The sequence below is a fragment of the Paenibacillus pinihumi DSM 23905 = JCM 16419 genome, from assembly GCF_000422505.1.
In the GTDB taxonomy this organism is placed as follows: domain Bacteria; phylum Bacillota; class Bacilli; order Paenibacillales; family Paenibacillaceae; genus Paenibacillus_D; species Paenibacillus_D pinihumi.
The window spans coordinates 639,302-658,022 of sequence record NZ_KE383864.1 but is presented as its reverse complement, the minus strand read 5'-3'; the positions used below and the strand labels follow the sequence as shown (position 1 = coordinate 658,022).

Annotated in this window: 19 protein-coding genes; 15 read left to right on the top strand and 4 right to left on the bottom strand. The window is 50.6% G+C overall.

Annotated features, from left to right (window positions below):
* On the top strand, nucleotides 1-597 hold the full coding sequence (locus H583_RS0117160) for a hypothetical protein (protein ID WP_028561547.1): 597 nt from the start codon (nucleotides 1-3) through the stop codon (nucleotides 595-597).
* A gap of 278 nt (nucleotides 598-875) precedes the next feature.
* A complete protein-coding gene (gene gndA / locus H583_RS0117155; protein ID WP_028561546.1) occupies nucleotides 876-2,285 on the top strand; it encodes an NADP-dependent phosphogluconate dehydrogenase in 1,410 nt (469 codons plus the stop codon).
* A gap of 6 nt (nucleotides 2,286-2,291) precedes the next feature.
* Here the strand turns inward: gndA and H583_RS0117150 are convergent, their stop codons facing one another.
* Nucleotides 2,292-2,588: a hypothetical protein gene (locus H583_RS0117150; RefSeq protein ID WP_051236560.1), complete on the bottom strand. Its 297-nt coding sequence runs from the start codon at nucleotides 2,586-2,588 to the stop codon at nucleotides 2,292-2,294.
* A gap of 224 nt (nucleotides 2,589-2,812) precedes the next feature.
* Between H583_RS0117150 and H583_RS0117145 the strand changes: the two genes are divergently transcribed.
* From H583_RS0117145 to ptsP, 8 genes are all read left to right on the top strand, one after another.
* Entirely contained in the window at nucleotides 2,813-3,334 is a 522-nt protein-coding gene (locus H583_RS0117145) for a shikimate kinase (RefSeq protein ID WP_028561544.1), read from the top strand.
* Nucleotides 3,331-3,729 carry a fluoride efflux transporter FluC gene (locus H583_RS33270; protein WP_036709880.1) on the top strand — a complete coding sequence of 133 codons (399 nt, stop codon included), beginning with the start codon at nucleotides 3,331-3,333 and terminating at the stop codon, nucleotides 3,727-3,729. Before H583_RS0117145 ends, H583_RS33270 begins: the two co-directional genes overlap by 4 nt.
* Nucleotides 3,722-4,087 (top strand): fluoride efflux transporter FluC, encoded by a 366-nt coding sequence (locus H583_RS0117135; RefSeq protein WP_028561543.1) that lies wholly within the window; start codon nucleotides 3,722-3,724, stop codon nucleotides 4,085-4,087. The genes H583_RS33270 and H583_RS0117135 overlap by 8 nt, the downstream gene beginning before the upstream one ends.
* A 38-nt stretch (nucleotides 4,088-4,125) precedes the next feature.
* The gene (gene aroA, locus H583_RS0117130; protein ID WP_028561542.1) at nucleotides 4,126-5,439 is read left to right on the top strand and encodes a 3-phosphoshikimate 1-carboxyvinyltransferase; all 1,314 of its coding nucleotides are present in this window, start codon (nucleotides 4,126-4,128) and stop codon (nucleotides 5,437-5,439) included.
* Nucleotides 5,440-5,457: 18 nt separating this feature from the next.
* Nucleotides 5,458-5,877 carry a CoA-binding protein gene (locus H583_RS0117125; protein WP_028561541.1) on the top strand — a complete coding sequence of 140 codons (420 nt, stop codon included), beginning with the start codon at nucleotides 5,458-5,460 and terminating at the stop codon, nucleotides 5,875-5,877.
* A gap of 158 nt (nucleotides 5,878-6,035) precedes the next feature.
* Complete coding sequence (locus H583_RS0117120; RefSeq protein ID WP_028561540.1) at nucleotides 6,036-6,680, top strand: hypothetical protein; 645 nt, start codon at nucleotides 6,036-6,038, stop codon at nucleotides 6,678-6,680.
* A 126-nt stretch (nucleotides 6,681-6,806) separates the two neighbouring features.
* Nucleotides 6,807-8,693 carry a glucose PTS transporter subunit IIA gene (locus tag H583_RS0117115; RefSeq protein ID WP_028561539.1) on the top strand — a complete coding sequence of 629 codons (1,887 nt, stop codon included), beginning with the start codon at nucleotides 6,807-6,809 and terminating at the stop codon, nucleotides 8,691-8,693.
* Entirely contained in the window at nucleotides 8,690-10,459 is a 1,770-nt protein-coding gene (gene ptsP / locus H583_RS0117110; protein WP_028561538.1) for a phosphoenolpyruvate--protein phosphotransferase, read from the top strand. Before H583_RS0117115 ends, ptsP begins: the two co-directional genes overlap by 4 nt.
* On the opposite strand, the gene H583_RS0117105 is transcribed toward ptsP, so the two are convergent.
* Nucleotides 10,456-10,980, bottom strand: coding sequence for a type 1 glutamine amidotransferase domain-containing protein (locus H583_RS0117105; RefSeq protein WP_028561537.1), 525 nt, complete (start codon nucleotides 10,978-10,980; stop codon nucleotides 10,456-10,458). The genes ptsP and H583_RS0117105 overlap by 4 nt on opposite strands.
* Nucleotides 10,981-11,052: 72 nt before the next feature.
* On the opposite strand from H583_RS0117105, the gene H583_RS0117100 reads away from it, so the two are divergent.
* The 4 genes from H583_RS0117100 to H583_RS0117085 all read left to right on the top strand — a co-directional run bounded on the left by H583_RS0117100 (nucleotide 11,053) and on the right by H583_RS0117085 (nucleotide 14,270).
* Nucleotides 11,053-11,484 (top strand): VanZ family protein, encoded by a 432-nt coding sequence (locus H583_RS0117100; RefSeq protein ID WP_051236556.1) that lies wholly within the window; start codon nucleotides 11,053-11,055, stop codon nucleotides 11,482-11,484.
* Between the two features lie 250 nt (nucleotides 11,485-11,734).
* Complete coding sequence (locus H583_RS0117095) at nucleotides 11,735-12,112, top strand: hypothetical protein (protein WP_342663535.1); 378 nt, start codon at nucleotides 11,735-11,737, stop codon at nucleotides 12,110-12,112.
* A gap of 344 nt (nucleotides 12,113-12,456) precedes the next feature.
* Nucleotides 12,457-13,461: a catabolite control protein A gene (ccpA, locus tag H583_RS0117090; RefSeq protein ID WP_028561534.1), complete on the top strand. Its 1,005-nt coding sequence runs from the start codon at nucleotides 12,457-12,459 to the stop codon at nucleotides 13,459-13,461.
* A 101-nt stretch (nucleotides 13,462-13,562) separates the two neighbouring features.
* On the top strand, nucleotides 13,563-14,270 hold the full coding sequence (locus H583_RS0117085) for a 5'-methylthioadenosine/adenosylhomocysteine nucleosidase (protein ID WP_028561533.1): 708 nt from the start codon (nucleotides 13,563-13,565) through the stop codon (nucleotides 14,268-14,270).
* A gap of 126 nt (nucleotides 14,271-14,396) precedes the next feature.
* Here H583_RS0117085 and H583_RS0117080 read toward each other — a convergent pair whose 3' ends face one another.
* Together H583_RS0117080 and H583_RS0117075 are read right to left on the bottom strand one after the other, a co-directional pair.
* On the bottom strand, nucleotides 14,397-15,569 hold the full coding sequence (locus H583_RS0117080; RefSeq protein WP_028561532.1) for an acetoin utilization protein AcuC: 1,173 nt from the start codon (nucleotides 15,567-15,569) through the stop codon (nucleotides 14,397-14,399).
* Nucleotides 15,570-15,611: 42 nt separating this feature from the next.
* Nucleotides 15,612-16,244, bottom strand: coding sequence for a GNAT family N-acetyltransferase (locus H583_RS0117075; RefSeq protein WP_028561531.1), 633 nt, complete (start codon nucleotides 16,242-16,244; stop codon nucleotides 15,612-15,614).
* A 674-nt stretch (nucleotides 16,245-16,918) separates the two neighbouring features.
* On the opposite strand from H583_RS0117075, the gene acsA reads away from it, so the two are divergent.
* The gene (gene acsA / locus H583_RS0117070) at nucleotides 16,919-18,646 is read left to right on the top strand and encodes an acetate--CoA ligase (protein ID WP_028561530.1); all 1,728 of its coding nucleotides are present in this window, start codon (nucleotides 16,919-16,921) and stop codon (nucleotides 18,644-18,646) included.
* Nucleotides 18,647-18,721: the final 75 nt, after the last annotated feature.

Here is an 18,721-nt window from a genome sequence, read left to right as displayed (position 1 = left end):
GTGAATAAAAGCCATGAAGTGGAGTATTGCAACCTGGAGCTTCGTTTCGACCGTCGGCAAGTCCAAAATTTCATCCGCGATTTGATTCAGGAGGGCTATTCTCTCTACTGGAGCGAATCAGAGGCCCAGTTTCTCATCTCGATCCGAACAGGCCGAAAGCTGGTGAAGTTGAGATTCCAACGGTTTCATAACCGCTATAAAATTGTAGGCGATTACACGATTAAAGACGAAAAGTTATCCGAACTGCTAGAAAAATTAATAAATGATACCCGAGGCCATGCCGTTGTCAAACGTATTAAAGACCGCCAGATTGTCATTGAGAACATTATGTTTGGTGAAATCATCCGACTTGTGGAGGTTAGCGGAATGGAACATAAAATTATTTATCAGCGCAAGCCATTTGTGACGGTAGAAGAGATTATGGAGGCCTTCAGCTCCACCAGAGCCGAAGAACGCGCGTCGGTGCTGCGGTATGAGCTGGATTACGAACTATCAGTATTGAGCGAGGCACTGGAACGCCAGGACGAGGAAAAAATCGCAGCTTCCAAGAGCAGGCTGGCAGCTATGCGGATTGAAATGCTGCAGCTGGAGCTGTAGGCTTTGAATATCAGGATTACCTAAAAGGATGTTTTCTGCACTTGAGCTGCAGGGAGCATCCTTATTCATTATGCTTTTATTCAAATCTTGCAATCTCTATTCTTGTCCGGGAAGTTCGACTATGGCTTACATAAGCACATACATATTCTCAACAGAAAAGTATAAGAATTAAGAAGAAAACAACGAAAATAGTTTTCATTCGGGCATAAAAAGAGTAAAATAATCTTACTCGTGCAAATGCGCAAGGAAATAAGAATGTAAAGGGATGAAGGAAGCAAATGTCTAAACAGCAAATTGGCGTGATTGGCCTCGCCGTCATGGGAAAAAATTTGGCGCTTAACATTGAGAGCAGAGGTTTCACCGTATCTGTTTTTAACCGTTCACGTGAGAAAACGGATGATTTGATAAAGGAAGCCGCTGGCAAGCAGCTTCACCCTACGTATACGATTGAAGAGTTCGTCGGTTCCCTGGAAGCGCCGCGCAAAATCCTGATCATGGTTCAAGCGGGCAAAGGTACAGACGATACTATTAACCAGCTCGTTCCTCATCTGGAAGAAGGCGATATCATTATCGACGGAGGAAATGCTTATTTCCCTGATACCCAGCGCCGCAGCAAAGAGCTTGAAGCCAAAGGCTTCCGCTTCATCGGCACAGGTGTATCCGGCGGTGAAGAGGGCGCACTCAAAGGACCTTCCATCATGCCGGGCGGACAAGAGTCGGCTTACAAACTGGTTGAGCCAATCCTGACTGCAATCTCTGCTAAAGTTGGCGATGACGCTTGCTGTACATATATCGGACCGGACGGTGCTGGTCACTACGTGAAGATGGTACACAACGGAATTGAGTACGGTGACATGCAGCTGATCTGCGAAGCATACCACCTGTTGAAATCCGTTCTGGGCGTGGAAACACCGGAGCTTCATGAAATTTTCACAGAGTGGAATAAAGGGGAGCTGGACAGCTACCTGATCGAAATTACGGCTGACATTTTCTCCAAGTACGATCCGGAAACCGGCAAGCCGATGGTAGATGTGATTCTGGATTCCGCAGGCCAAAAAGGAACCGGAAAATGGACAAGCCAAAGCTCGCTCGACCTGGGCGTTCCATTGTCCATCATTACAGAATCGGTATTCTCCCGTTTCCTCTCTGCAATGAAAGAAGAGCGCGTTGCGGCGAGCAAGCTGCTGAAAGGTCCTGAAGTTCAAGCTTACCAAGGGGATAAAGCTGCATTTATCGAAGCGGTCCGCAAAGCGCTGTTCGCGAGCAAAATTTGCTCTTATGCACAAGGTTTTGCCCAGATGCGCGAAGCTTCTGAAGAGTATGGCTGGGACCTGCGTTACGGCGATATCGCGATGATTTTCCGCGGCGGCTGCATTATTCGTGCAGGCTTCCTGCAAAACATCAAAAACGCATACGACAAAAATCCGGAACTGCGCAACCTGCTGCTGGATGATTACTTCAAAGAAATCGTCGAGTCCTATCAAAGCGCATGGCGTGAAGTGGTGTCGACAGCAGTTGCAGCCGGTATTCCGGTACCTGCTTTCGCAAGCGCACTTGCCTACTACGACAGCTACCGCACGGAGCGTCTGCCGGCAAACCTGCTTCAAGCGCAGCGTGACTATTTCGGCGCGCATACGTTCAAGCGTGTGGACAAAGAAGGCTCTTTCCACTTCAACTGGATGGAGTAGTTCCGCTTAGGAAGGGCTGCGGATGGCGCTTACGGCCTCGGCCAGCAGCTTCCTGAGCCGGTCCGTCTCATCATAGCTGAAGCGCTGGCAGTGAATGAGCAGCATAGCTGCTTCTGCAAAGCGGGAGAAACCTTTCCATAATTGTGGCTGCGATAGACCAAGCGTGCTTGGGTTATCGGCAGCCACTTTTTTTTTGATCCAATCCAGTATCCATATCACATCTGAACGGCATAACGGATGGGACGGATCGAGGAAGCGGCTGATTTTCTGCTGGTCAAGCTCATCGTCTGACAGACGGTTCATTCCATTCACCTGTCTTTCATTTATAATGACTGGATATTATATCCATACGACAAAAATGGCTTTTTTATACCGTCCTTGTCCATTTAGTGAAGATTGGGCGCGGGAATTGTGATATGATGGGGATGTAGGCTGGTCCGGGCTGCGGAAATGCTGACTGCATCAGGCAGTGAGCCCTGGTCCAGCGAATGATGCTTGCTGACCTTATAAATAAGAGGTGTACCCGATTGTCAGGAACTAATGAAACTATTGTGCTGGTCGGATTTATGGGAACCGGCAAATCCTCGGTCAGCCGTTTGCTTGCAAGGCAGCTTCAGCTGCCGTGTATTGATCTGGATGCCGAGATTGAGCGCCAGGAAGGACGGGCGATACGCGAGATGTTTGCCGAAGCCGGCGAAGAAGCTTTTCGTGAGTTGGAAAGCCGTGTTCTGGACATGATTCTTCAATCCGAAGGCGGCAAAATCATAGCGACCGGGGGCGGAGCTGTGCTGCGGGAGCAAAACCGCAATGCGATGCTGAAGCACGGCTGGGTCATTGCCCTTACAGCTGATGCCGACAAAATCGTGGCGCGGGTGAAGAACGATACCTCAAGGCCGCTTCTCCAGGGAGACGTGGAGAAGCGGGTAGCAGCTTTGCTTGAGGAACGCCGTCATGCTTATGATTTTGTCCACGATATAGTGGACACAACCCTGCTGGATTCCGAAGAGGTAGCGTCACAGATTCTCAGCATGAAGGAACAACGGCAATGAGAATCGTGCTGGCGGTTGCTGCAGGAGGTGCGCTTGGCGCAGCACTGCGCCTTGGGATGAGCATATGGCTGACTCCGTCAGGTCCTGGTGCGTTCCCCTGGGCTACGCTGTTGTGCAACTTGACAGGCAGTATGGCGCTTGGCGTCTGGCTGGGCTATGGCGTCATGCGTCCCGGGCTGCCCAGGCTATGGAGTGAGTTCGTAGGAACTGGCATTATCGGCTCCTATACGACCTTTTCAACCTTTAGTTTGGAACTGATCCAGCTCATTCAGAGAGGTTACCTGGAGACGGCAGCCCTTTACTTCATCATCTCGCTTATGGCCGGACTTGCTTTAGCTGCTCTTGGCTATAGCGGGCTGGCAATGCTGGCAAGGGGGAGAAAAGCAAATGCTTGAGCTCGCAGCTGCTGCTGCAGGGGGAGCAATCGGTTCGCTACTCCGGTATGGGACGGGCCTGTTGTTTGCCCGTCATACGCAGCGCGGCGACAGGGCCACCTTAACTGTCAATCTGACCGGTTCCTTCATCCTCGGCCTGCTAATCGGACTGGGGATTCAGGAGAGAATTCCGCTGCTCTATTTTTTTGCAGGCACAGGTATTTTAGGGGGCTATACGACCTATTCGACCTTTATGGTCCAATGCGTACAGATGGCGAGGGAGCGCAAGCTTCTTCGTTTGGCCTGCTACCTTCTGCTAACCTGTTGCGGCGGGTTGCTGCTGGGCTGGGCCGGGATGACCGTCAGCTGCTTTCTATAATCATTCATCATACTTATTATTGAAGGAGAAGATTATTCATGGACGTTCTGGTTACGCCGACACCTCAATTAAAAGGAGAGCTTCAGGCTCTTTCCTCGAAAAACTATACAACAAGATATTTGCTCGTCGCCGCATTGGCAGAGGGAACTAGCACGATCTACTATCCGGCACACAGTGAAGACAGTGACGCCATGCGCCGCTGTATCCGTGATCTGGGTGCTGTCATTGAGGAAGATGACGAAAAAATAACCATTACAGGCTTCGGCAGCAAGCCACAGCATGTAAAGGAATTGAATGTCGGCAATGCCGGAGCGGTGCTGCGCTTCCTGATGGCAATTGCTTCGCTCTGCCCGGAGGTTACGTTTGTCAATACGTATCCGGATTCGCTGGGCAAACGCCCGCATGATGACCTGATCACAGCCCTGGAGCAAATGGACGTTAAAGTTGATCATCGGGAAGGCAAGCTGCCGATCACAATTCATGGCGGGGCGCCAAAGGGCGGCAAAATTCAAGTGTCCGGCAATGTCAGCTCCCAATTTTTGAGCGCCTTGCTGTTCTTGACTCCGCTGCTGCCTGAGGACAGTGAAATTGAAGTGCTGCATGACCTGAAATCCAAGGTTGTCATCGGGCAAACGCTTGAGGTGCTCGAGCAGGCAGGCATCGTCATTGAGGCCAGCGAGGATTTGATGCATTACAAGGTGGCAGGGAACCAGAAATATAAAGCGCAGAAGTATGTTGTACAGGGTGATTATCCGGGCTCTGCTGCCGTTCTTGCAGCAGCTGCCGTTACCCGGTCCGATGTCAAGCTTTACCGTCTGGAAGAGAACAGCAAGCAGGGCGAACGTGCAATTGTCGATGTATTGCGTATGATGGAGACGCCGCTTACCCACACTAACGGTACGGTTCATGTTCAAGGCAACGGCAAGCTAAAGGCCGTAGAGTTTGACGGTGATGTAGCAACTGATGCCGTGCTTGCCATGGTAGCGGCTGCTGTATTTGCCGAAGGGACGTCCCGTTTTTATAATGTAGAGAATTTGCGCTACAAGGAATGTGACCGGATTACCGATTACTTGAACGAGCTGCGCAAAGCGGGTGCCAATGTTGAAGAGCGCCAGGCTGAAATCATTGTTCACGGCCGTCCGGAAGGTGTAGAAGGCGGTGTAGAGATCGATGCTCACTATGACCACAGGGTCATTATGGCTCTTACAGTTGTCGGTTTGCGGGCCAAGCAGCCAATCCGGATTCGTGATGCCCATCATGTAGCCAAATCCTATCCGATTTATTTTGACCATCTCAAGGCGCTCGGTGCGAATGTGGAGTGGATCGAATCCGTTTCCGCTTCCCATTCCTAATCCTAAGGAGGAATCAAAATGGCTTACGAACATCCTTCACGAGAGAAGATCAAGGAATTGCTGCAAGCTACTTCTGTTATCGCCGTTGTCGGCTTGTCTGATAAGCCGGACCGGACCTCCTACATGGTATCAGAGGCGATGCAGAAGAAGGGCTACCGGATCATTCCGGTCAACCCCAATGCACAGGAGATTCTGGGTGAGACCTGTTATCCGAGCCTTACAGATATTCCCTTTAAGGTTGATATTGTAAATGTCTTCCGCCGCAGCGAGCATTGTCCGCCCGTCGCGGAAGAAGCCGTGCGCATCGGAGCCAAGGTGCTGTGGCTGCAGCTCGGCATTCATAGTGAGGAAGCAGCAGATATTGCCTCCCAGGGAGGACTCGAAGTAATTATGGACCGCTGCATTAAAGTGGAGGATTCCATTTTACTGCCCAAGTAACCAGTTTTGAGCAGCTGGAAAAAATGGCGGTTTTGGTTGTGTTTTTTTCCATAAAAAGTAAGGATAAAAAACATCCTGTTCTCCTACAATAAGAGAGGCTCTTAGGTGCCAAGCTTGGCTGCCATGGAGACTATCCGCTACTATGAGGAGGACAAGACATGAACGGAATGTCTTATCAGCCAGGATTTCAATCAGGGAACCAATCCTTCAACCAGCAAAATCAATACCAGCCGGCTGGCTATGTGCAGTCCCAATACCGTGGACAAATCAGCACACAATCTAATGCAGGTCCTGTGATCTCCCAGTTGGGATACCAGGCTAACCAGCAAAACTATGCAGGCGGCCAATCCTATGGCGCTCATAACCTGCAAAGCGGGTACAGCAATTATGCGAGTGCTCAAACTCAATATCAGCCAGTTCTTTCCCATTTGGGTGATCAAGCTGGACAAGATGCCTTGCACCGCTCAAACTATGTGGCACAACAGCCATATGCGCAGCAATCGCAGCAAAACTTTAACAATCAATATCAATCTCAGCCAGTAATCGCCCGCTTCGGAGGTTACTCCGCAAACAGCAACAACATCGGTTCTTCTTATAATGGCGGTTATGGGTACCAAGGCGGCTACCAAGGAAATTACCAAGGCGGCTTCCAGCAAGCCCATGCATACACACAACAGAACCCTGTCCTGAATGCAACAGGCGCTAACGCGCAAGACGGACCGGTACTGGCCCATGTAGGTTACCAAGCCGGTAACCAGCACACAGGCGCTCAATACGGACAAGGCGGCATAAACCGTTTCTAATCCGGCAGCGCCAGAAGACAGCGGACCTTAGACGGTCCGCTGTTTTTCTTTGACAAAATGCAGACAAACCCTTACCATCTTAATAGTGATTTATTATGCGGATGTTAACGGAGAGGGGGAATCGAATTGAATATTATGGGCAATCTGCAGCAGGTCGGAAGGGCGCTTATGCTGCCGATGATTGTGCTGCCTGCTGCGGCTCTGTTTTTAAGCCTCAGTCAGCTTCCCTGGTCTGCAATCGGACTTCCCTATTTCAATGGATATCTGGCTACGGCCAGTGATGCGCTGTTTTCCTTTCTTCCTTTTCTCTTTGCGCTTGGTGTGGCATCCGGTTTGTCCAACAATGCTATGGCTGCCGTTATGGCAGCGCTTGCCGGAATGTTCATTTATACAGGCATAACCGGAAATTACAGTGATATTCCGATTCGTCCTACCGTTCTGATCGGCGTATTGTTCGGGCTGTTCTCCGGTTTTTGCTATGAGAAGCTGAAGGAGCTCCGGCTTCCTGAATGGCTTAATTTCTTCGGGGGGCCGCGAAGTGTGCCGATTGTGGTGAGCGGTGTATCGGTACTGTTTTCAATCGTGATGATCCAAATTGCGCCTTTGCTCCAAAGCGGTCTTGAGCATCTGGGGGAAATCGTTTCGTCGACTGGCGGCTTCGGAGTGTTCTTATTCGGATTCGTTCTTCGTATTCTTGTTGTATTCGGACTTCATCATTTGGTTAGCCATGTGTTCTGGTTTCAGGTTGGCGGATATGAGACGGCCCAAGGTGTAACGGTATACGGGGATTTGCCGCGTTTTTTTGCCGGCGATCCGACGGCGGGCGCATTTATGGCCGGATTATATCCGACCATGATGTTCGCGCTGCCTGCGATTGCGTTTGCTATCATTCATGAGGCACGCGAGGATTTGAAGCCCAAGATCAAGAAGACTTTTCTTTCCGCTGCGCTCGCATCCTTCCTGACGGGAGTGACGGAGCCGGTGGAGTTTGCGTTTTTATTTGTCGCGCCTTACTTGTTTATCGTGCATGCGGTTCTTTCCGGCCTTGTTATGTGGGTGACGTATGAACTGGGGATTTTACACGGTTTTTCATTCTCTGCCGGAGCAATCGATTATATTATTAACGCTCATCTGGCAACCCGGGGATGGCTCCTGATCCCGATCGGTATTGTGCTGGGCATTCTTTATTATGTGATGTTCCGCTGGGCGATCAGGCGCTTCCGCATTCCGACTCCGGGACGTGAAGAAGGCTCTCAGCTTGACGAGTGGGCGGGCGATATTCCGTATCGTGCTCCGCTTATTATGCAGGCAATCGGCGGCAAGGAGAATATTATCCAGATGGAGGCTTGTATTACAAGGCTTCGCCTGCGGCTGAACAATGACAAGCTGCTGGACATCAATGCGCTGCGCAACCTGGGAGCAGCAGGAGTCATTCGTCTTGGCAGTGGCAATGTTCAGGTTGTCTTCGGTACCTATTCAGAGCTGATCCGCGAGGAGATGGTGAAGGTCATGAAGCGTGACCTCACCCAGGTGCTGTTCTGCTCTCCGATGCAGGGCCGGATGATTCCGCTGGAGGAGGTGCCAGACCCGATTTTTGCCGGCAAGCTGGTCGGACAGGGGGTTGCATTTATGCCGGAGCGCGGCGAGCTGGTGTCTCCTGTCACGGGAACCATTGTCCATGTCTACCCGACCATGCATGCGCTTGGCATTCGCACACGGGAGGGGCTGGACGTGCTGCTGCATATCGGAATTGATACTTCTCAGCTTAAGGGCAAAGGATTTCATGCTTTTGTTAAAGAAGGGGATGAGGTCAAGCCCGGACAGCTGCTTGTCAAATTCGATCTGAACAAGGTTAGACAGGGCTGCAAATCGCTTGCGACGCCAATGGTCATTTCTAACCCCGATGTTGTTCGTTCCTGGAGCTACGGGCCGTTTAAGGCTGTTAAAAAAGGTCAGGCATCGGTTATGTCAGTTGTTCTGAACAAGAGAGAAAATGGGGAGGATTCACGATGATTCAAGGTATAGGGGCTTCAGCAGGAATCGCAATAGGTAAAGCCTTTGTGCTTCCGAACTGGGAGTGGGATGTGCCTGAACAAAAAATAGACGTAACCGATTTGGCAAAGGAATTTGACCGTCTGTATGAAGGAATCAAAACCTCCAAGGACGAAATCGAACAAATGAAGGGTGAGCTCCGGGAGGTAGTCGGTACTGCTGAAACCCATATTTTTGACGCGCATCTGGCCATTCTGGATGATCCGATCTTCATGAATGAGGTGCAGGGCATCATTCAGCGTCAATACAAGGCGGCCGAGGTCGCAGTAAAGGAAGCAATCGATCACTTTGTGACGATGTTTGATCTGCTCGACGATGAATATATGAAGGAGCGGGCCCTGGATATCAAGGACGTCGGCAACCGTCTGCTCAAGCATCTGCTTGGCGCGCCGGAAATTACGCTCCCTACGGACACCCAGCCATTCATTCTGGTCGCCAAGGAGCTGTCCCCCTCCCAGTTGGCGCATTTGAATCCGAGTCATGTGCTGGGCATCGTGACACTGGCGGGCAGCACCATCTCGCATTCGGCCATTATGGCAAGAGCGCTTGGCATTCCGCTTGTTGTCGGCGTTGAGGCCAAGCTGAATGATCCGATTCAGACTGGCGATTCCCTGATTATTGACGGAGCCAAAGGGGAAATGATTGTCCGCCCCTCCAAGCTTGTTGTTGACCGCTATAAATCGCGCCGCAGCAACCAGTTGGAGGAGAAGAAAAAACTGCATCGTATCGCCGGAATCAAGCCGGTTACCCCGGACGGCAAAACCATTGAGCTGGCAGCCAATATCAGCTCGCTCAAGGAGCTGGAGGTTGCACTGCGGGCCGGAGCTGCCGAAGTTGGTCTTTTCCGCACGGAGTTTCTGTACATGGACCGTACCAGCTTTCCGGAAGAGCAGGAGCAGTTCGAGGTCTATAAAACCGTCGCGCAAAAACTGGGTTCCAATCCGGTCATTATCCGCACGCTGGATATCGGAGGCGACAAGCATCTGGATTATTTCGAGATTCCGGAGGAGGATAATCCGTTTCTCGGATACCGTGCAATACGCATCTCGCTGGATCGTCAGGATTTGTTCAAAACACAGCTTCGGGCTATTTTGAGGGCGTCGCATTACGGACACGTCAAACTGATGTTTCCGCTGATTTCGTCTGTTGACGAGGTCAAGAAGGCCAAGGATATTTTAGAGGAAGCCAAGCAGGAGCTTCGCCGGGAAGGGTTGCCTTACCGGGAGAATATTGAAGTCGGCGTTATGATTGAGGTTCCGGCTGCGGTAATGATTGCGGATCTGCTCGCGGAAGAAGTCGATTTTTTCAGCATCGGAACGAATGATCTTGTTCAGTTCGCACTTGCGGTGGACCGGATGAATGACCAGATCTCCCATCTGTATGAGCCTTGTCATCCCGCGGTGCTGCGATTGCTCAAGATGACGGTGGATGCGGCCAAGCGCAAAGGCATTCAGGTCGGCGTATGCGGGGAACTGGCGGGAGATGCACGGGCGCTGCCCATCTGGCTTGGACTTGACGTGGATGAGCTGAGCATGTCCTCGCATACGATCCTGCAAGTAAAAGAGCGGCTGCTCTGCACGAAGCAGGAAGACAGCCGCCGCTTGCTGGACGATCTCTTGAAATGCCGTACCAGTCAGGAAATCTATAACGAGTTATCCAGATTCAATACAAGCGCAGAACAGCCGAAGGAAATTCCGCAAGCTGCCAGCCCGGCACAAATGGATTAACGGGCGCGCAAAGCATCAACAAACGCCTTGCCATATGGAGGCAGGTCGGGCGGTCTGCGGGCGGAGATCAGGTTTCCGTCTACAACGACCGCCTCGTCCAGCCATGTGGCACCGGCGTTTTCCATATCATCGCGGATCCCGGGTGTAGACGTCACTTTGCGTCCATTCAAGATTTTTGCAGAGATCAGCACCCATCCGGCATGGCATATCTGGCCGATCGGCTTCTTGTCCGCATCCAGCTCCTGTACAATCTGGAGCACCTTCGGATACCGACGGAGCATGTCCGGTGCCCAGCCTCCGGGAACAAGCAGACCGTCGATTGTGTTGCTGTCCAGCTCATCGAAGGACAAATCTGCAACGGCAGGAACGCCATATTTGCCGATGTGTTTTTTTCCTTTCTCCGGACCGGCAAACAGCACTGTAGCCCCTTCTTCACGAACCCGATAAACAGGATACCATAATTCCAAATCTTCAAAGTCATTATCCAAGAGGCAAATGACAGTTTTACCATGTAAACTCACTCGGAAATCCCTCCCAATCTATCATACAAGCTTTCATTTTTTATTGTATCGTAAGGAGAATTGATAAATCAAATGGTGAAATCAGATTACCGCCTGGCCCCTGTATGGAGAATTGCACGCTGGCTGCCTGCCGTCATCTGGATGGGAGTCATCTTCTGGCTTTCGTCCCGCACGGGTGAGCAGCTTGGCTCCGTGCTGCCGTTCTTCAAGTTTATTTTACCCTGGATGGAAAGCTTTGATTGGGGACATTTTGTCGCCTACTTTGTGCTTGCCCTGACGATCGATTTCGGTTTTGGCAGCAAGGCAGATTCATGGCGTATGAAGCTGCTTATTATTGTGCTTTGCTTTTTATATGGTGTTACAGATGAATTCCATCAGATGTTCGTTGATGACCGGACGCCGGATGTGATGGATTTGCGCAACGATGCGATCGGGGCTGCACTGGCCATGCTTGCAATCAGAATTCCGTTCATTCGGCGCTTATGGAGAAAAGTCGCTCGCTAGTTAAAAATTGCTATGTGCAAATAGGAAGGAGATTATGCGAAAGAAGTCGAATACACATACCTAAGCGCAAAAAATGCAGGATTATAGCCAGTGTGCGCCGCTCAACTTCAGTGACAAGCATGTTGCTGTACAGGCGCTGTCTGCCTTTCCGGAGACGGGAGCACCGGTATTTTCTTTACATTTATGTTGTTATATATAGAGAGGGTGGGCCATTTTGCAGAAACGTTGTTCTTGCGGGGAATTGGTGACTATGAAATTGCGCACGGTTGTGTATTCAGGCAAAGTGGAGATTGACAATGTACCGATTTTTTCTTGTCCGGCCTGCAACCGGAGCGAGGTGTCGCCAGAAGTAAAGCCTGATTTGACCGGTTTGATCGGTCAGCTCGGCAGCCAGCCGGATAAACAGACTTTCCTGTTTAACGAATGGAATGAATGGGCGGATTTGCTTGTAGAGGTATATGCCAAGGATAAGCTTCCGAAATCGCATGTACTTGAGGAGCATATGACAGCCCGGATCAACAAATTGCTGGACTTATTTTTGATTGCCCAGTCTCTGGGCGATGAAGACTGGATGAACGAAATTCAAAAGCGCTTGTCCCAAATTAGCCGCCGATCCATTCATACATAAGATTTTTTTGCAAAATTGAAGGTATGATAATTTTTGGTTCGAGGGATGCTAGGGATGTAAAAGCCTGTTCGCGCATCCGTTATCTGACACACACGGACTTCTCTTTGGAAGAACATCTCGGCGAACATTGCGAAAAGTAGTAAATTGTCGTATCATAATTTTAATGAGAATTTTCAGAAACCCAAATAGTGGCTTTCACAGACCGTTTGCAGATTTGGTCCCAGGGGCCGCTGCAATGCCGGAAGTTTGAGGACCTTTGGGGGATTCTTTTGCAAAATTCTAAAAAGATGATTTCGGCCCTGAGATTATATTTCAAAAAATATGAATTATTGGAGAGAAGGATCGTGACGGTAACTATTTATGATGTAGCAAGGGAAGCAGGCGTATCCATGGCAACCGTTTCCCGGGTAGTGAACAATAATCCAAATGTAAAACCGCAAACCCGCAAAAAAGTATTCGAGGCGATTGAGCGTCTGGGATACCGTCCTAATGCTGTAGCCAGAGGCTTGGCCAGCAAGAAGACGACAACGGTGGGTGTGGTTATTCCTGATATTTCGAACTCTATCTTTGCGGAAGTTGCGCGCGGCATAGAGGATATTGCGAATATGTACCACTATAATATCATTCTATGTAACGCCGATAAGCGCAAAGAAAAGGAGATTCGCGTCATTAATACACTGCTTGAGAAGCAGGTTGATGGTCTGCTCTTTATGGGCGGCGCAGTGACAGACGAGCATGTGCAGGCCTTTAAGACGGCCAATGTTCCAATCGTACTATGTGCCACAACAGACGAGCAGGGAGCAATTCCTTCGGTGGATATTGATCACGAAGCGGCAGCATTTGATGCGGTCAGCTCACTGATTGAGAAGGGCCATAAGTCTATTGCAATGATTAGCGGCACGCTGCAGGATCCTGCGAACGGTTTTGCACGTTTCCAAGGCTACAGAAGAGCGCTTGAAACAGCGGGGCTGCCTTATGACGAATCTCTGGTTCGTGTGGGCAACTACCGTTATGAATCCGGTATCGAAGCGATGAAGTACTTCCTTGAGCTGGGGGACAAGCCGACTGCGGTATTCTCTGCAACGGATGAGATGGCGATTGGCGCCATTCATGCTATTCAGGACTTCGGGCTCAAGGTGCCGGAGGATATCTCCGTTATCAGTGTGGACAATAGTCGTGCAGCTTCCATGGTCAGACCTCAGCTGACCAGCGTGGCACAGCCGATGTATGATATCGGTGCGGTATCGATGCGTCTGTTGACGAAGCTTATGAAGAAAGAGAGCGTAGAGCACGCGAAGGTTGTTCTGCCTCATGAATTAATTTCGAGACAATCCGTCAAGCAGGTGTAAGCCTCTGATGGCATGAACATGATTTGCGAAAGCCAGCTTCGCCGGTATGTACGGCGAAGCTGTTTTATGCTTACCTGAATAGTAAAAGGAGCTGAACTCGATTGGCCTATCAAATTGTTGGTATTATTGGAGCCATGAATGAAGAGATTGAACTGTTGCTGAAGCATACGGAAATTATACATACCATTGGGAAAGCCGGAATGACCTTCTATAAGGGTAATTTCCAGGATCAGACGATTATCTTCGCGAAGTCTGGTGTGGGCAAGGTAAATGCGGCGGTATGCACACAGGTGCTCATTGATCTCGGAGCGGAGTGTGTGCTGTTTACTGGCGTTGCGGGCGCGCTTGACCCTCGTCTGGAAATTGGTGATATCGTCATTTCCTCAAGCTGTATGCAACATGATATGGATGTGACGCCTCTTGGTTTTGCACGCGGGGTCATTCCTTATCAGGAAGTGTCTGATTTTGCAGCCGATGCGAAGCTTGTAGCGCTGGCTGAGCAGGTGAGCAATCGCCTGTTTAACGGCCGCTCGTTTACCGGCAAAATTTTATCAGGTGACCAGTTCGTAGCGAGCCGGGAATTGGTGAAGGAACTGCATGAGCAGCTCGGCGGAATCTCAACGGAGATGGAAGGGGCAGCGCTGGCTCAGGTTTGCGCGATGAATGCCATTCCATATGTCGTCATTCGTTCTATGTCCGACAAGGCCGATGGTTCTGCCCATGTGAACTTTGCCGAATTCACGGTCAAGGCCTCCAATCATTCCTATCAGATCATCGAAGCTATGGTTGCATGTTTGAAAGAAGCATAGCCGAGATCTAGGGCAAAAGCCGTTCGGATATTCCTGTTCATCAGGAGATGCCGAACGGCTTTTTTCATTGAAGAAGTCCCATAAGTTGAACGATGGCACATCATATACTGCTGAATAGATCCATGATTATAAGTCCTGAATGGCAATTTGGGCAATTTCCTTGTTTTTTTGCGTAATTTCTGCGCGTCTTGGCATTGGAGGCCACGGGCTCGTATCGTCCAGCCACGTCTCGGGCAGTCCTTCCTCATAATGGGCGGACCAGTGCCGGACCCAATCTTCGGGGAGCCTGCTATGAGGCCCGATAGAAGCCGCAAGCGGGTGGCCGGACATCTCTAGCCAGACAAGCGCCCACGCTCTTGGAACGACCCGCCAGATGTCGTAACCGCCGCCGCCGACAGCCATCCAGCGTCCGTTTGTATATTGGTGCGCCAGCCGATGGATAAGCGCAGGCATATCACGGTAGATGCTCATGCTGCAATGAATATGAGATAAGGGATCGAAGGCATGCGCATCACAGCCATGCTGGCTGATAATAATATCCGGCTTGAAGGCAGCGGTTACTTTCTCAATCGTATGCGTGAATGATTCCATCCAGGATTCATCCTCTGTATAGGGCTCCATCGGTACATTAAAGCATGTGCCGAAGCCGTCGCCGTCGCCTTTCTCATAGACAAAGCCTGTACCGGGGAAGAGAAACTTGCCGGTCTCATGAATGGAGTAGGTGCATACCTCCGGGTCATTATAAAAGATCCATTGCACACCGTCACCGTGGTGCACATCCGTATCAATGTAAAGCACGCGCGCCTTATACTTTTCCTTCAGATGGGCGATTGCCACCGCTGTATCATTGTAGATGCAGAAGCCGGCCCCTCGCTCGGGAAAAGCATGATGCAGCCCGCCGGCCATGTGGAATGCATGAAGTGCCTGGCCGGACATGACGGCTTCTGCTGCATAGAGCGAGCCGCCGGCGATGAGTGAGGACACCTGATGCATGCCGGGGAAGTAGGGTGTGTCTTCAAAATCAAGCCCGTATTGTCCGGCCTGGGCAATCCAATGCTCGGCAGGAGGGTTTGCGCTCAGGTTGGAAATCACGTCTACGTAATCCTTCCTGTGCACTCTGAGCAGCTCCTCCATCCCCGCGGCGAGAGCTGGCCTGACAATTTGCTGTTCGTCAAGTGCCCCGCACTTTTCAAGCAAATCCAGTGCTAGTGTCAGCCGCAGCGGATTAAATGGATGCTCCTCATAAAAATGATATTGCAGTGCTTCCGGATGATGGACAAGAACTGCATTAGCAGGCATGTTGAAGATAACCCCCCTTGATCAGTTAACCCGATAGCGTCCTTAATACATAAAACGCTGCTTGAAACGGACGCGGTCAAATTGCTCAATTGACGCCAGCGGAACTTTAGAGCCCACCCTTACCATCAGACAATTGGCAGGATGTGAGCAAATTTCCGGGTCATCCGTCGCAAACCAGACCATGTCGACCGATTTCATCAGTTTCTCCATCATGGAGCGGTATTCCCATACATTCAGGCCGCTCCCGTCCAAATCCCAGTGCCAGTAATACTCGGTTGCGAACACAATCATGTTCTCCAGCTGCCCGCCGGCAAATGCCGTCTGAATCATCTGTTTGCCGATGCCATAGGCCCGGTAGTCATTGGCTACCTCGATGGCGCCAAGCTCCACCAGATCCTTCATTCCTCCCTCGGACCAGCGCTCCATCTCATCCGGGTAATGAAACGTCACATAGCCGACAATCGTCTGCTTGTCTCGCGTAATAATGATCCGGCCTTCTTCCAGTCCGGCAATTTCGACAAGTGCTGCATGCTGCTCCTTTGGCCTCCTGAATGCATCCAGGTCAGCGTGCATCTCATAGTGGCTGAGCTGATCCGGCGGGACAGGCCCCTCCACAATGAGGCTGCCCTGCGGGAAGGGGATTCTTACCTCATGTACGATTTTTAAATGCTCCACCGTAATGCTCCTCTCCTGCTGATAGCCGCTATTGAAAGCGTATCAAAAATGAGGTCCGGCGTAAAGTGAAGAAGAGGAAGTAAATGGGAAGTTTTTCATTTATTGTTGAGACGGATGATGCTAGCCGCCGTGAAAAGGCTGTGATATAATCAAAAAGTCAATGTATACCAATTAGTTGGCAGCACGATTCGCTCATTTCCGCGTATAGTTGGCTTCTTTGGTTCACCGTGGATCAGTCTGCCGGACCCCAGGGTGCGGTCTTTTGTGCTCATTGATTTTGAAAGCGCATTCCAACCTTTAATCTCAAGCATAAAGGTCTGTTTACCCGCATAGCGATGCTGACAGTATTCAAGCCTGATAGCACCCTTATGTTGCTGGGCCGGACTGGCTGGTTAACACAACAAAATATAAGCCTGGTTATTGTATAAGTTGATCTAAAGAAACAGAAGTTGAAAAGCCAGAGTGTGAAAGGATTCCGTATAAGCGAAGCGCTCGCCCTTGTTCCCGGATTTCCCCTCTATTCTATCGTTTCATTCCAGAAATCCGGGAACAACAGCGATCGGAAAGAACCTTTCACACTTCGGCCTTACTCGGCATCCATTCTGTCAACTTATATAGCGTTTAAAGTCTTATATTTTGACAAAAACAGAGGGAATCAGGAGAGGATGGTATTCATGGAAAACCTTCATCAGGAACGTTTGGCTGCTTCAGCAGTGGACCCCAACATGAAAAGCTACGAGGAAACCTATTCAAGCTTTCAGTTTGAACAAGTGGAGAAGCAATTCACCTGGAGCGGGACCGGCAAAGTGAACATGGCTCATGAAGCTGTGGACCGCCATGTACTGGAAGGGCGGGGAGATAAAATCGCCCTGTACTATAGTGATGCGGCACGCGATGAGCAGTATACTTTTGCTGATTTAAGCCGGCATTCCAACCGTTTCTCGAACGTGCTGCGCCAATTGGGTATCGTTAAGGGAGACCGGGTATTTATTTTTATGCCGCGCACACCGGAGCTGTACGTTAGCTTGCTGGGTGCCCTCAAGACCGGCGCTGTAGTCGGACCTTTATTTGAAGCGTTCATGGAGACCGCTGTCAAGGATCGTCTTCTGGACAGTGAAGCCGTTGCAATTATTACAACGCCATCTCTTATCGGCCGTATTCCGCGTTCGGAGCTGCCGGCGCTGAAGCATATTATTGTTGTCGGGGACGGGCCGGAGCTTGCCGGTGAAGGCATTACCTTCTATCATGATGCAATGTCCGCCGCTTCGGAGGAGGCGCAGACGGAGTGGATGGACCGTGAGGACGGGCTGCTCATCCACTATACTTCTGGTTCGACCGGGAAGCCGAAGGGGGTCTATCACGTCCATAATGCGATGATTCAGCACTACCATACCGGGCAGGTTGTGCTGGATTTGAAGGAGAATGATGTGTACTGGTGTACGGCTGACCCAGGCTGGGTTACGGGTACCTCCTACGGCATTTTTGCGCCGTGGCTTAACGGAGTGACGAATGTCGTGCGCGGCGGCAGATTCAGTCCGCAAGACTGGTACAGCACAATTCAGAAGTATGGAGTTACAGTATGGTATAGTGCGCCAACAGCCTTCCGCATGCTCATGGGGGCCGGGAGCGATGTAACCAGTGCCTATGATTTGAGCAGCCTGCGGCATGTTCTGAGTGTGGGTGAGCCGCTTAATCCCGAGGTTGTCCGCTGGGGAATGAAAGCCTACAATCAGCGGATTCATGATACATGGTGGATGACCGAGACAGGCGGCCAACTGATCTGCAATTATCCTTGCATGGAAATTAAGCCAGGCTCCATGGGCAAGCCGCTGCCGGGTGTTGAGGCTGCAATACTGGATGACAGCGGCAACAAGCTTCCTCCTTACCGGATGGGCAATCTGGCGATCCGTACGCCATGGCCTTCCATGATGCGGACCATTTGGAAGAACCCGTCCAAGTACGAGGAATACTTCCGGATTCCGGGCTGGTACGTATCCGGCGACTCCGCTTACCAGGATGAAGACGGCTACTTCTGGTTCCAGGGCCGTATCGATGATGTGATCAATACAGCTGGAGAGCGGGTTGGGCCTTTCGAGGTAGAGAGCAAGCTGGTTGAGCATCCGGCGGTAGCGGAGGCTGGTGTGATCGGCAAGCCGGACCCGGTGCGGGGCGAAATTATTAAAGCGTTTATTTCCTTGCGTGAAGGCTTCACAGAATCAGAGGAGCTGAAGAAGGAGATCTATCAATTTGTTAAGGAAGGCCTGTCCGCTCATGCAGCTCCACGGGAAATTGAATTCAAGGATAAGCTTCCTAAAACCCGCAGCGGTAAAATTATGCGCCGCGTCTTGAAGGCATGGGAGCTGAACCTGCCAACAGGAGATTTGTCCACGATTGAGGACTAATACTTAGCATAGTGACTTTGCTGATCTGCAATTATTTTTTCCTCTAAACGATCGGGTTGTATACAAAAGCCCAAC